The sequence below is a fragment of the Microtetraspora fusca genome, assembly GCF_001570365.1.
Lineage (GTDB): Bacteria > Actinomycetota > Actinomycetes > Streptosporangiales > Streptosporangiaceae > Microtetraspora > Microtetraspora fusca.
In genome coordinates this window covers 1-13,673 of record NZ_BBYK01000087.1, presented here as the reverse complement: position 1 = coordinate 13,673, position 13,673 = coordinate 1, and the positions used below count along the sequence as shown (strand labels likewise).

General features: G+C 70.3%; 12 protein-coding genes. 2 read left to right on the top strand and 10 right to left on the bottom strand.

All coding sequences use genetic code 11. The annotated features are described in order from the left end of the window. Positions 1-2: 2 nt before the first annotated feature. The 8 genes from AWQ68_RS38285 to AWQ68_RS38250 all read right to left on the bottom strand — a co-directional run bounded on the left by AWQ68_RS38285 (position 3) and on the right by AWQ68_RS38250 (position 9,002). Positions 3-1,187: a M20 metallopeptidase family protein gene (locus AWQ68_RS38285; protein WP_084464870.1), complete on the bottom strand. Its 1,185-nt coding sequence runs from the start codon at positions 1,185-1,187 to the stop codon at positions 3-5. Positions 1,188-1,233: 46 nt separating this feature from the next. Then, the gene (locus AWQ68_RS38280) at positions 1,234-2,001 is read right to left on the bottom strand and encodes a FadR/GntR family transcriptional regulator (RefSeq protein ID WP_066951023.1); all 768 of its coding nucleotides are present in this window, start codon (positions 1,999-2,001) and stop codon (positions 1,234-1,236) included. Then, the gene (locus tag AWQ68_RS38275; RefSeq protein ID WP_066951020.1) at positions 1,998-3,185 is read right to left on the bottom strand and encodes an ABC transporter ATP-binding protein; all 1,188 of its coding nucleotides are present in this window, start codon (positions 3,183-3,185) and stop codon (positions 1,998-2,000) included. The genes AWQ68_RS38280 and AWQ68_RS38275 overlap by 4 nt, the downstream gene beginning before the upstream one ends. A 61-nt stretch (positions 3,186-3,246) precedes the next feature. Then, positions 3,247-4,212, bottom strand: a complete 966-nt coding sequence (locus tag AWQ68_RS38270; RefSeq protein WP_066951017.1) for an ABC transporter ATP-binding protein — start codon at positions 4,210-4,212, stop codon at positions 3,247-3,249. Beyond that, positions 4,209-5,165 carry an ABC transporter permease gene (locus AWQ68_RS38265; RefSeq protein WP_066951014.1) on the bottom strand — a complete coding sequence of 319 codons (957 nt, stop codon included), beginning with the start codon at positions 5,163-5,165 and terminating at the stop codon, positions 4,209-4,211. Before AWQ68_RS38265 ends, AWQ68_RS38270 begins: the two co-directional genes overlap by 4 nt. Beyond that, entirely contained in the window at positions 5,162-6,127 is a 966-nt protein-coding gene (locus AWQ68_RS38260; RefSeq protein ID WP_066951012.1) for an ABC transporter permease, read from the bottom strand. The genes AWQ68_RS38265 and AWQ68_RS38260 overlap by 4 nt, the downstream gene beginning before the upstream one ends. Positions 6,128-6,131: 4 nt before the next feature. Then, on the bottom strand, positions 6,132-7,757 hold the full coding sequence (locus tag AWQ68_RS38255) for an ABC transporter substrate-binding protein (protein WP_066951009.1): 1,626 nt from the start codon (positions 7,755-7,757) through the stop codon (positions 6,132-6,134). Positions 7,758-8,072: 315 nt separating this feature from the next. Beyond that, a complete protein-coding gene (locus tag AWQ68_RS38250) occupies positions 8,073-9,002 on the bottom strand; it encodes a LysR family transcriptional regulator (RefSeq protein ID WP_066951006.1) in 930 nt (309 codons plus the stop codon). 163 nt (positions 9,003-9,165) lie between these two features. On the opposite strand from AWQ68_RS38250, the gene AWQ68_RS38245 reads away from it, so the two are divergent. After that, entirely contained in the window at positions 9,166-10,224 is a 1,059-nt protein-coding gene (locus tag AWQ68_RS38245) for a pyridoxal-phosphate dependent enzyme (protein ID WP_245656527.1), read from the top strand. Between the two features lie 36 nt (positions 10,225-10,260). Here AWQ68_RS38245 and AWQ68_RS38240 read toward each other — a convergent pair whose 3' ends face one another. Continuing rightward, positions 10,261-10,812: a DedA family protein gene (locus AWQ68_RS38240; RefSeq protein ID WP_066951001.1), complete on the bottom strand. Its 552-nt coding sequence runs from the start codon at positions 10,810-10,812 to the stop codon at positions 10,261-10,263. 320 nt (positions 10,813-11,132) lie between these two features. Continuing rightward, positions 11,133-12,641: an alpha/beta hydrolase gene (locus AWQ68_RS38235; protein WP_066950998.1), complete on the bottom strand. Its 1,509-nt coding sequence runs from the start codon at positions 12,639-12,641 to the stop codon at positions 11,133-11,135. A gap of 207 nt (positions 12,642-12,848) precedes the next feature. On the opposite strand from AWQ68_RS38235, the gene AWQ68_RS38230 reads away from it, so the two are divergent. After that, on the top strand, positions 12,849-13,664 hold the full coding sequence (locus AWQ68_RS38230; protein ID WP_306306866.1) for a response regulator: 816 nt from the start codon (positions 12,849-12,851) through the stop codon (positions 13,662-13,664). Positions 13,665-13,673: the final 9 nt, after the last annotated feature.

Here is a 13,673-nt window from a genome sequence, read left to right as displayed (position 1 = left end):
GGTCAGGCGAGCAGTGCGAGCGTCGCCCGGATGAGGGACTCGACTCCGACCGCCAGGGAGCGCTCGTCGATGTCGAAGGCCGGGTGGTGGTGCGGGACGGCGTCGGGGAAGCCCGCGCCGACGGCGTAGTAGCAGCCGGGGACCTTGTCCAGGTAGAGGGCCATGTCGTCCGAGCCGGTCGTCGGCTCGACGTCGAGGACCCGGTCTGGTCCGAATGCTCCGGCGAACGCGTCCCGGACCAGCGAGGTGACGACCGGGTCGTTGGTCAGGGGCGGGCAGCCGACGCCGCGCGAGAACGTGGAGGTCGCCCCATGGAGCTCGGCGACGTCACGGGCGGTCTGCTCGACCATCTCGCGGAGCGCGACGCGTTCTTCGGCGTTGAGTGTGCGGATCGTGCCCGCGAGCGCGACCTCGGCGGGGATGATGTTCGGGGCAGCACCGCCGTTGACCTGGGCGACGGTGACGACGGATCCGTCCGCGCGGGCCCGCCTTCCGAGATCGCGCAGTGCGAGGATCACTTCGGCGGTGATCGGCACCGGGTCGATGGCACCGTCCGGGGCGCCCGCGTGCCCGCCGGTACCCGTGATCGTGATGTGGAAGGTGTCGAGGCTCGCGAGCAGCAACCCCGGGCCGAGGCCGAGCCGGCCCGTCGGCATGAGCGAGGCCAGGTGCAGGCCGACGGCGCGGTCGATGCCCTCCATGGCCCCGTCGCGGATCATCCGGCGAGCACCGTCGTCGAGTTCCTCGGCCGGCTGGAAGCACATGCGGACGCGCCCGCTCCAGTGGTCGCCGAGCGTGTGCAGGACGTGCGCGACACTCAGTGCGATCGCGGTGTGGCCGTCGTGCCCGCAGGCGTGCATGACACCGGGCACGGTCGAGCGGTACGGCCGCCCGTCGTCCACCTCCGAGATCGGCAGGGCGTCCATGTCGGCACGGACCAGCACCGTACGGCCGGGCCGTCCTGAGTCGAGGTCGGCGATCACCCCGGTGCCGCCGACACCACGCCGGACGTCGAGTCCCAGCGCCGAGCAGTGGTCCGCGACGTACGCGCTCGTGGCGTGCTCTTCGAAGCCCAGTTCGGGGTTGGCATGCAGGTGACGGCGTATCTCGATGGTGCGCTCGGTATGCCGGGCCACCTCGGTGAGGATCTCCGCGTTCAGGTCTTCCGAGGGCAGGAGGTTCCGCATGACAACGACCCTACCGGCTAAACATCAAAGATAAAAGACTTTGATGTTAGGTCTGCTTCTTCGCCTTCGCGGACCGCCGGGCATCGCGGTCGCGCCCGCGCCGCATTCGCTCCACGGTGTCCTCCAGGTCGTGGAGATGGTTGTCCATCGCCGCCCGGACGACCTCGGGGTCGCGCGTGCGGAGTGCGGCGAGCGTCTCCTCGTGGACGGTGGCCAGCGGCACCGGGTCCATCTGCACGGTCCACGAGTTCACGAGTACGGCCTTGGCCTCCAGGATCTCGTGCTGGTAGCGCGCGAGCATGTCGCTGCGGGCGGCCCTGCCGATCAGGTAGTGGAAGAGGTTCTCGGCATGCATGACGTCGTCGCGCTCCTGCGCGGCGTGCAGCATCGCTGTCGCCTCGGCCATCTGCTCGAAGTCCTTCTCGGTCGCGCGCATGGCGGCGAGCCGCGCGAGCTCCATCTCCACTGGCCTGCGCGCCTCCACCAGCTCGATCATCTCGCGGGCGCGCAGTTCGACGTCGAAGCCGACCAGCGCGGCGGGCACGTTCCCCGAGCGCACCACGATCCCGCCCGTGGCACCCCGGCGTACTTCCACGACCCCGGCACGCGCCAGCACGTGCACCGCGTCGCCGACGGTGGGCCGGCTGACGCGCAGGAGCTCGGCGAGCTCCGCGACGGTCGGGAGCTTGTCGCCCGGTGCGTAGTAGCCCGCGCGGATCGCGTAGGTGATCTGTCCGACGACTTCCTCGAACGCTCGTGTGCCGCTGATCGGACGGAACAGCACCGCCGGCGTGGGCTCTTCGGGGATGGTCACGGCATCACCGTACCGCCGGGCAACGGGTCCGGGACCGCACCCGGATCGGCGGGCGGCAACGTCCCGGCCGTACCTCCCGGCATGTGATTCCGCCGGTCCGGCCACAGCACCGGATCCGGGGTCTCGGCCCTGCCGGCGAGATCCGGGGTCGTGGTCCGGCCGGCCGGCGCTGTGGTCGTATGGCCGGCCGGTAGCGGTCGCAGGCAGGCCGCGCTGTGTCCGGCGGGGCGCTGATCCACCGGGCCGAGCGCGGGATCGGTCGTATGGCAGCCGTCGTCGGCCAGCGGGCAGCGGGGATGGAACGCGCAGCCGTCCGGCCGCGCACCCGGGTCGGGAACATCGCCGCCGAGCACCACGCGACCTCCCCGCTCACGCGGGTCCGGGTGCAGCACCGACGACATGAGCGCACGGGTGTACGGGTGCGCCGGCGCTTCGAGGACCGTACGGGTCGGACCCTCCTCGACGATCCGCCCGAGGTACATGACGGCCAGCCGGTCGGCATAGTGCGCGACGGTGGCGAGGTCGTGCGTGATCAGGAGGATGCCGGTCTCGCCACTGTCGCACAGCTCGCGCAGCAGCCCGAGGACTCCCGCGCGTACGGAGACGTCGAGCATCGAGGCGGGCTCGTCGGCGATCAGGAGGCTCGGGCCGAGCACGAGGCCGGCGGCGATCGCCACACGCTGGCGCTGCCCGCCCGACAGCTCGCGCGGGCGCCGCGGCAGGAAAGTCTCGGCAGGCCGCAAACCCGCGCGTTCGAGTGCGTCCACGGCCTTGGCGCGCCGCTGCTCCGCCGAGCCGCCGAGGCGGTGGATCAGCAGCGGCTCCTCGACGATCGACGCGACCGTGCAACGTGGGTCCAGTGAGCCGTAGGGGTCCTGAAGGACCATCTGCATCCGCCGCCGCCACGGCCGCATCGCGCGAGCCCCGAGGCCCTCGATCGCGGAGCCGTCGATGCGTACGGTCCCGTGTGAGGGCGTCACCAGGCCGAGGATGCTCTGGGCGGTCGACGACTTGCCCGAGCCTGACTCGCCGACCAGAGCGACGAGCTCGCCCCGATCGACATGCAGTGACACGCCGTCGACCGCTCGGACCACGCGGGCCGGCCGCCGAGCCACCCGATCGGCGATCGTACGCGGAACACGGTGGTGGAGGACCAGGTCCTCGACGTCGAGAAGATGACTCATGGCTTCCTGATCAGGTGGCGGGTGGCCGAGCCGCGAGGGTTTCCGGCCAAGGGCTGGTGGGTCATGGGGTTCTGCCGGTCAGATGGCAGGCGGCCCGGTGGGCCGGAGCGACGGGGGTGAGTGCGGGCTCCGCGAGGGAGCAGCGGTCCTCGGCGTCGGGGCAGCGGCCGCGGAAGGCGCAGCCCGCGAGGGGGACGTCGAGGGCGGGTGGACTGCCGCCGATGGAGCGCAGCGGACGGTCGGCGCCGAGTACGGGCGTCGCCTCGTAGAGGAGTCGCGTGTAGGGGTGGCGGGGGGCGGTGTAGAGCCCCTCGGTCGGCCCCTCCTCGACCGCGCGGCCGGCGTACATCACCATCGCCCGGTCACAGAGCTGGCCGACGAGCCCGAGGTCGTGGCTGATGAGCACGATGGCCAGCCCCAGCTCGTCCGCCAGCCGGTCGAGCAGCTCGAGGATCTGCGCCTGCACGACGACGTCCAGCGCTGTCGTCGGCTCGTCGGCGAACAGCACGCGCGGCTCGCCCGCGAGTGCCATCGCGATGCACGCACGCTGGCGCATCCCACCCGACAGCTCATGCGGATAGAAGGCCACATTGCGGGCCGCCATCCCGACCCGCTCGAGGAGCTCACCGGCCCGCCGCAGTGCCGCCCGTCGCGATACCCGCCCGTCGCGCGGCAGGACCTCGGCGATCTGGCTGCCCACGGTCCGTACGGGATTGAGCGCGTTCAGCGCCCCCTGGAAGACGATCGAGAGGTCACCCCAGCGATAGGGCGCCATCGCGGCATCGCCGCCGGTCAGCACCTCCTGCCCGTCCACACGGACCGAACCCGAGACCGACGCGGTGGCCCCCAGCAGCCCGAGCACACCGAGCACGGTCGTGGTCTTGCCGCAGCCCGACTCTCCGACCAGCGCCAGCCGGTCCCCAGGCCGCACGTCGAAGCTCACACCGCGTACGGCATGGACATCCCGGCCGCCGGGCCCGTCGAACCACACATTGAGATCACGAACCTCCAGCACCGGTCCGTTCATGACTCCTCCATCACGGTCGCGGCCGTACGCCTGCGAAGTCGCCGACCGGAATCAGACCCGCCACTGTCGTCCTCGCCGCCACCCGCCGCCGTCGCGCGCAGCCGTACCCGCCTCGGGGGCAGGTGGTCGTGCTGGAGCTGGGGGTTGGCGATCTCTGCGACGCCCTGGCCGATGACGCTGCAGGCCACGACCACGGCGGCGATGCACAGTCCCGGGGGGACGAAGGCCCACCAGGCACCGGCGCTGAGGGCCGACCGGCTGAAGGCGTGCTCGATCATGCGGCCCCAGGAGACGCTCGTCGGATCGCCGAGGCCGAGGAACGCCAGCGCGGCCTCGGCGAAGATCGCGGTGGCCACCGTCAGCGCGGCGTTCGCGACGACGAGCGGTGTGAGGTGCGGCAGCAGGTGGCGGGTGACGATCCGCAGATGGCTGCTGCCCAGGCCGCGGGCGCGCAGGATGTAGCCGCGCTCGCGCAGCGACATCGTCTGGGCACGTGTGAGCCGCGCCATCTGCGTCCACGACAGCAGCCCGATGACCAGGATGATGTGGCTCAGGCTTGGTCCCCAGATCGCAGCAACGACGATCATGAACGGCAGAGCCGGGACGACGAGGAAGTAGTCCGTGATGCGCATGAGGACGCTGTCCACCCAGCCCCCCGCATAACCCGCGAGAACCCCGACGGCACAGCCGATCAGAACCGCGACGAGGCTGGCCGCCGCACCGACGATCAAGACCGTACGCGCACCGCGCAACAGCAGTGAGAGCACGTCCTGGCCCGCGTCGTCGAGCCCGAGGGGATGAGCGGAGGAGGGGCTGCCGAAGACCGGACCGACACGGCGGCCGGCCTCGCTGGTCGCCAGCAGCGGCGCGAACAGCGCGACCAGCAGTGTCAGCGCGAGGACCCCGGCCGCGACGGCGATCGCGGGCTGGCGGAGGAACCGGAACTGGCTCATACGGTGATCCTGGGGTCGAGTCGCAGATATATGAGATCGGAGACGTAGTTGCAGACGACCACGACGACCGTGAGGACCAGGAACGCACCCTGCAACATCGGGTAGTCGCGCGAGGTCACCGCGCTGTAGATGGCGCGGCCGATGCCCGGCCACGAGAAGACCGTCTCGATCAGCACGACACCGCCGACGACGGAGCCGAGCGAGAGCGCGATCAGCGTCGAGATCGGCAGCATCGCGTTGCGCAGCGCATGGTGGCGCACGATGCGTAGCGTCGACAGGCCCTTGGCGCGCGCGGTCAGCACGTAGTCCTCGGCGAGGGTCTCCAGCATCGCGGTGCGCGTGAGCAGCGCGTACTGACCGAAGAGGGTGAGGCCCACCACGAGTGAGGGGAGCGTCATGTGCCAGAGCACGTCGACCGTGTGCTGCCACGGGCTCGGCTCGATCAGGAACTCGTCGACGCGGCCGCCTGAAGGGAAGACACCGCCGAGGAGGAAGAGCAGCAGCAGCCCGACCCACTGCGCCGGAAGGGCGTAGACGGTCAGCGACGAGACGGTCAAGGCCCGGTCCGTCCGGGTTCCCCGCCGTACTGCGCCCAGCACACCGGTCGCGATGCCGGCGAGGATCGCCACCACCGTGCCGAGCAGGACCATCGGCAGTGTGTTGCCGAGGGCCTCGCCCAGGTTCTTGGAGACGGGCTGGCCGTTGGCGAACGACCGCCCGAGGTTGCCGTGCGCGAGCTCGCGGAGGTATGCCACGTATTGCACGCCGATCGACCGGTCGAGGCCGAATTCGTGGCGCAGCGCCTGTTGCTGGGCCACGGTCGAGTTCGGCACACGGGCGAGGTTGCTCACCGCGTCGCCGGGGACGACGCGGAAGAGCAGGAAGTTGAGGCTGATCGCGCAGAAGATCGTGATCAGCGCCACCGCAGTCCGGCGGAGGACGAGGTCGAGGCCGCGGTTCATCGACTCAGCCGGAGCGCTGCACGCCGGCGAACGCGTTGGTCGAGAGGAAGTCGGTCGTGTACGGGCTGGTCACGAAGCCGTCCCACGTGGAGGCGTGCGCGTCGAGGATCGCCCTCGCGTAGAGCGGGATCCACGGCAGGTCGTCGTTGAGGATCTGCTGCATCTGGTCCACGATCGCCTTGCGCTTCGCGGGGTCGAGTTCGGTGGCCTGCCGCTGGAGCAGACCGTCGTAGGTCTTGTTGCAGTAGCCCGCGTCGTTGAGGTTGCCGAGCTGGCCGCAGCTGAGGACGCTGAGCTGCAGCGTCGGGTCGTAGAGGGACATCCAGTTGTTGAGGAAGAGATCGGTGTCGAGGTACTTGTCGTTCGGCCCGTGGACGGCGGAGACGAACGAGCTGGCATCCGACGGAGCGGCCTCGAGCTTGACACCGATGCGGCCGAGGTCGTTCCTGATGCTCTCGAACTGGCGCTCCCTCTCACCCGCGACGAAGCGCACCTTGTAGCTCATCGGGTGTCCGCTGGCGATCCGCACGCCGTCGGCGCCGCGCTTGAAGCCGAGCGCGTCGAGCTGACGGTTGGCCCCGTCGGCATCGAAGGCCGGCAGCTTGACGCCGGTCGCGGTCCAGCCGCCGCCGATACTCGGGGGCAGCAGGGTGTCGATGACGGTCCCGGTGCCCACGGTCGCGGTGGCGGTGAGCTGCGGCCGGTTGATCGCCGACGCGATCGCCTTGCGCACACGCGGGTCGAGCAGTTCGCGGTGCTCCGGCTTGGCACTGTTGGAGTTGAACCCGAGCACGAAGACGTCGGCGCTCGGCACCTTGCTCACGCGCAGTTTGCCGTCGCCTTTGAGCTTGTCCACGACGGTCGCCGGGACGACCTTGGCCTGGTCGATCTCGTTGTTGCGCAGCGCGGAGACCATAGCGTCGCCCGAACTGTAGAGGCGGATACCGACGGCGTCGACCTTCGGCCGCTGCCCGTAGTAGTTCGCGTTGCGCTTCAGCAGGAGGAACTCGTCCTTGCGGTATTCGGAGAGGGCGAACGGACCGCCGGACACCACGGGTGCGCTGTTCGCGAAGCGCCGCAGCCCGGAGCCGTCACCGGCCGCGGCGGACGCATAGACGTGCTGGGGAAGGATGGGCAGCATCGCGAACTGGGCGATGGCGGTGCTCAGCGGCGCCGCCAGCTTGATCACCAGCGTGTGGTCGTCGGGCGCGCTCGCCGACGTCACGCCGTTGAGCAGGAACGCCAGGCCGGCGGTGGACGACTTGGCGAACTTCAGCGTCGTCTGGATCGTCCATACGGCGTCCGCCGAGGTGAGCGGCTGCCCGTCGCTCCACTTGGCACCCGGGTGAAGGTGGAAGGTCATCGTCGTCCCGTCCTTCGAGGTCTCCCACGAGCTCGCGAAGTCCGGGCCCACATGCTCGCCCTTGTAGCCGACGAGGTAGGGGTAGACGTTGCGCATCACCGAGAGCGGCAGCACGTACTGTGCGACGAACGGGTTCAGCGAGTCGATCGGGCTGTCGGTGATCCCGACGCGCAGTGTCTGACCACCGGACGCCGTTGACGACGCCCCACAGGCGGTCGTCCCGGCGACCGTGGCGACTGCGGCCACGATGAGCATCTTCCTCAGCATGGCGCGACCCTAGCCAGGCAGCCGCTTAAAAGTCAATGAACTTTATGTTTGACCTTAAGTGGGCTTCTCCTGATGGGAAACCGGTTGCCGGGCCGGTGTGGTCTCCTGGACCGGCATGACGTTGCCGTCCGGGGGGCGGGTAGGGGATGCCCACGTGCAGGGTTCCGGCGAGCGCGTTGAGCACGGCCTGGCGGTGACGTCGGTGTCGCCCTGGCATGCCTTCGGCAGTCGCGGAGCGGCTGAAGTGCGGCGGCGGGCTGAGCGCGAGCGTGCGCAGCGGGGCGTTGTAGACCTTCCCGCCGATCCCGGTGGCACTCAAGCCCGCGAAGATGAGTCGGTGAAGTCGCCGCGGCGGGTGACCGCCTCCAGGAGCGCCTGCCGACATGCCCGGACGGCGAGGTGCCGGGTGCCACCCCTGCGTACGGCGGTGAACAGCCGGCGTGCTTGCCGGCCGGGAGGAAGTGACCGCAGAGCGACGCTGGGCCGGAGACCTCGCCATACGAGGTCCGGGAGCAGCGCGGCGGCGTGCCCTTGTTCCACCAGCCGCAGGTGAAAAAGCAGGTCCGTGGATTCGAAGCGCACATCGGGTTCGAAACCCGCGTCGCGGCACAGGGTCATCGCCCAATGGCGGGCGACCGTATCTTCGGGCTCCATGACCCATGGGTGATCGGCCAGCGCGCGCAGCGCCTCCTGCGGCTCGGCCACATCGACACCTTTCGGCTGGGCCAGGCGCAGGGGATCGTCGCACAGGTCCTCCCGCTCCAGCTCTGGGTGCCGCGGATTGGGGTGGCCCGGGTACTCCTCGGCGATGACCAGATCGAAATCGTGGGCGAGCAGGGCCGGCAGCGCCTCTTTCGGCTCCATCTGGGTGACATGGACGCGCAGGTGGGGATGGGTGTCGCGGATGAACGTCAGTGCGTCTGGGACCAGGGCCAGCGCCGCGGTCTGGAAAGAGGCGACGCGCAGGGTGCCGGTGAGGTCGATCATGGAGTTGGCGACGTCGGCTTCGGCCTGTTCGAGTCGTTCCAGTATGGCTTCGGTGTGGGTGACGAGGATCTCGGCCTGCGGCGTCAAGCGCACCCGCCTGCCCACGCGCTCGAGGAGGGGAACGCCGACCTCCACCTCCAGCAACGAAAGCTGCTGGGAGACCGAAGAGGGGCTGTAGGAGAGAGCGGCGGCGACCGCGGCGAGCGTTCCGCGGTGCTTGAGCTCGCGCAGGAGGCGAAGCCGGTGCAGATCAAACATTCGTTGGTTTTTCTAATGAATATTGCTCGAAAACATTCGCTGGACCAACGATATGGGTGGGCGGCACTGTGCTGGCGTGAATCCGAGCTCTTCTGCCACCACTTCCACCGTCCCGCCGAGGCCCACGTGGTTCGCGCGACCCGCGGCCCGGGCCTGGAGCTGCATGCCCGCCCCGGACGAGGTGTGGGAATTCCACACCAGACTTCCGGACTACGCGCCCACCCCGCTGATCGAGCTTCCCGCCCTGGCCGAAGAGCTCGGCGTCGGCCGGGTGTTCGTCAAGGACGAGTCCTCCCGTCTCGGGCTGCCCGCCTTCAAGGCCCTGGGTGCGTCGTGGGCGATCCACCGGGCGTTGTCTCGGCGGCCGAGTGACGGGCCGGTGCGGCTCGTCACCGCTACCGACGGCAACCACGGCCGCGCCGTGGCCCGCATGGCCCGCCTGCTCGGACACCGCGCCCATGTCCTGGTCCCCGAGGGCGTGCACCCGGCGGCCGTGGCCGCCATCACCGCCGAGGGCGCGGAGGTCACCTCTGTCGCCGGGACCTACGACGACGCGGTCCGCCAGGCGGCCGACGCCTCCCGTGAGCCCGGCTCCCTACTCATCCAGGACACCGCCTGGCCTGGCTACGAACAGATCCCCGGCTGGATCGTCGAGGGTTACTCCACGCTGTTCATCGAAGTCGACACACAGCTGTACGCCGCGGGCGTCGGATCACCCGGTCTGGTCTCCGTTCCCGTAGGTGTGGGCTCGCTCGCCCAGGCCGCTGTCACCCACTACCGCAGCCAGGCAGTGGTTCCCGCCACGGCTCTGCTGGCGGTGGAGCCCGACAGTGCGGCCTGTGCCCTGGCCAGCCTCACCCGGCAGGAGCCGGTGACTGTGGCGACCGGCACCACGATCATGGCCGGGCTGAACTGCGGAGCCCTCTCCAGCTTGGCCTGGCCGTACCTGCGCGACGGGCTGGACGCCGCTGTCGCCGTCACCGACGCCGACAGCGCCGGCGCGGCCCGCGACCTTGCCGCCCTCGGCGTATCGTCCGGCCCCTGCGGCGCGGCCACGCTGGCCGGCGTCCGTGCCGCGCTGACCGGCGGCGGCGCCGGCCGCCGCGCCGCTCTGGCCGTCGGGCACACCACAACCATCGTGCTGCTGAGTACCGAAGGCACCGCAGCCAACCCGCACAGTCTGGACTCCGGCGATTGGGGCGGCTTGCCAGACCGAGCTTGACGCCAGGCTGCGCGCCGACTGCCAAGAGCGAGCTGGTCAGGCCGGGCGGCGGCACCGCTGGACGACCAGGGTGACCCCGGCGACCAGGAGCGACACCGCCGGTCCGATCAGCAGGGCCGTGGGCCCGCCGCCCGGGACGAGCCGTCCGCCGAGGTAGCCGAGCCCGATGGTGCACGCGACGAAGATGACCTCGGAGAGGCAGGCGGCGAGCAGGAACCTGCGGAACGGCAGGTCGACGATCCCTGCGGTGATCGCGCCCATCCCCCTTCCTCCTGGGACGAAGCGGACGCCGATCACGGACGGCACGCCGTACCGCTGGATGCGGTTCGTCGTCCACGCCAGCGTCGAGCGGCGCCTCGGGCTGCGCGACAGCCATGTGGTGGCACGTCCGCTCCACTTCCTGCCCACACCGTAGACGGCCAGATCGCCTAGGACCGTCCCGGCCAGGATGATCGTCGCCAGCAGCGGGAGATTGAGGCTTCCCGCGGCGGCGAGCGCGCCCGCGCCTGCCAGCAGAGCGGAGTTCGGGATCATCGGGGGAACGGTGACGAGAAGGAGGAGCGCGTAGAGATGAAGCGCGCTTTCCATGCCGCCAGGCTCCCAGGTCCGCTCGTGTGGCGGCAACGGCCGCGAGCCAGGCCCAGGGGAATCTCCGAGATCACCCTTAGGGGCCCGCTCCACCCGTGCCGACCAAGGTCCTCTGTGTGAATCAGCGCTACCAGGTCGTGACGAGAGAGTTCACGCTGATCTGCGGCGTGTACGACGAAGAGGTCTGGGTCTGGCTCTTGCGGGCCAACACCTGAGGTCGCCTTCGGCGGCGACAGCGGAACCCCTGACCCCTGGGCCGTTGTCGGTGCCGCGTCGTACCGTGAAGGGGTGCCGGTACGAAACGTGTCATGGCACTGCCATCAGGTGGCGGGGCAGGAGGTTCCCCTGGCAGGGACCTTGCCGTTCACCATGTAGTCCTCGACGACACGGGTGACGCAGGAACCGCCGGCCGGGTAGGCGCCGTGCAGGTCGCCTCCGTAGGTGACCAGCACGCCGTTGGTGAGCTGCCTGCTCAGGCTCGCGGCCTCCTTGGTCGGTGCGGCCGTGTCCTGCTTCGAGCTGATCACCACGATCGGGGCCGGGCCGGTGTGCCTGACCGTGCGGCCTTCGGGGTCGACGGGCACCGGCCATTGCGCGCAGGTGGAGAGCATGAAGGCGGTCGTCGGGCTGAGCTGACCGAAGATCGGGGAGATGCGGGTCAGCTCGGCCTCGATCCTGGGCAGGTCCCGTACGGCGGGCCGTTCGCGGTCACGGCAGTAGACCGCGCTGCCGTACGGGGCCGAGCCGAAGATCCCGAAGGGGCTGTAGGTGTCGCCTTGGCGACCGGTCATCGAGTCGGCGAGCTCCAGCAGGGGACCACCGTCGCCCTTGATCGCCTTGGCGAGCCTGGTTTCCAGCTCCTGCCAGTACGCGTCGCCGCCGCTCGCCGCATGCAGGGTGGCGATCGCCAGGCTGGCGCCGAGCCGGCGGTCGCCGACCTCGAGCGGCGTGCGCTTGAGCCGCTCGACCAGCCCCTCGACGGCGCTGTCGGCCTCCTTGGTGTCCTTGCCCAGGTCACAGCCCTTCTTGACGCACCCGGCCAGGAACCTCTCGTAGAAGAGCTGGAAGGTGCGGGTGAGCTGCGTTTGCACCTCGAGCACCGACTGCCGGGGGTTGAGCCCGGCGTCCAGCACCATCCGGCCGACCCGCTGGGGATGCAGGGTGGCGTAAACGCCGCCGAGGACGCTGCCGAGGGACACCCCGTAGTAGTTGAGCTTGTTCTCGCCCAGCGCCGTGCGCAGCCGGTCCATGTCCCTGGCCGTGTCACCCATGCCCGCATGCGGCAGGATCCTGCCCGACTCCTTCTCGCAGGCGTGGACGAAGTCGGCGGTCGCCTGCAGGAACGCCTTGCGGTCGGCGGGGTTCCTGACGCCCGGGTTGACGGCGAACAGGCGGTCGATCGAGGCGCCAGGGCCGCAGGTCACCGGGGAGGTAGCGCCCGCGCCGCGCGCGTCGAAGCTGACCAGGTCGTACTGTTTACGCAGGTCCGCGTACTTCTGGTGGTTCGCCGCCAGGTTGATGACGCCGCGGCCGTCGCCGCCGAAGTTCATCACGAGTGAGCCGATCCGGGTGCCGGTGGCCTTCGCTCTGATCATCGCGACGTCGATGGTCCCGGCGCTCGGGTTGTCGTAGTCGAGTGGCGCGGTCAGCTTGCCGCAGTCCAGGCCCGTGGTGGGCACGGGCAGTCCGGTGCACGCCCCCCAGGAGATCGCGGGCGCCGCGGCGGCCGTACCGGCTGTCGTGTCTGCGATGGCGGCGGTGGCCGGCAGGAGTCCCAGCGCGGCCACCATCGGCAGCACCAAAGACCTGGGTGATCGGAGGATCAACATGATCGCCTTCCGAGTTGAGGAATCTCTCCCTCGACCCTTCCAGCGGTGCTCCCGCGGCCCCTCCCCAATCGGGATGAAACCACTCGCCGGGTGGCCCTCCTCGCGACCGACGTCGAAATCCTGCCGATCGCAGGGAATCAAGAACCGAAGTCGATATGAGGGTGATACCGAAGTTTCAACAGCTGCTCTGGCACCTCGCCGTACCCGGTGACCCGTGGTCGCCGCCTGACGGCCGGAGCCCCCGGCCTGCCCCGGCCGCGGCGGGTGCTGGTCTGCGCGCTGGTTCTGGTGGCGGCGGTGTTCGCGCCGTTCGCCGGGTGGGAGGAGGCGTTCGTGCCCTTGGCGGTCGCGCTGCACGCGCTGCGCGGGCTGATCGACACCGCCCCCGACCTGAAGGCCGTCGGCGAGGCCGGGACGGGGGAGCGGGCGGTGGAGCTGGCCCGCGGCCTCCGGCCCGACCTGGTGCTCATGGACGTCCGCATGCCCGGCCTCGACGGGATCAAGGCCACCGAGCTGATCCGGGCCGACCCGGTGACCGCCGAGACGCGGCTGGTGATGCTGACCACGTTCGATCTCGACGAGTACGTCTACGGGGCGTTGCGGGCCGGGGCCGGCGGATTCCTGCTGAAGGACACCCGGCCGGGCGACCTGCTGGAGGCGCTGCGCATTGTGGGGGAGGGGCAAGCGCTGCTGGCCCCGTCGGTCACCACGCGGCTGATCGGGGAGTTCGCCCGGCGGGAGCCCACCGGAATCTCGGCCCGGCTGGCGGCGGGGCCGACCCAGTTGTCCGGCCGGGAGCGGGAGGTGCTCTTGTTGGTGGCTCGAGGGCTGACCAACCCGCAGATCGCCGAGCGGCTCGGCATCGGGCCGGTGACGGTCAAGACCCATATCCGCAGCCTGCTGGCCAAGCTCGCCGCGCACGACCGGGCGCAGCTCGTCATCGCCGCCTACGAGGGCGGCGTGGTCACTGCCGGCGGGCAGGGGCCATCAGCGGCGGTAGGAGACCTCGGGGAAGGCGGGTGACGGGCCCTT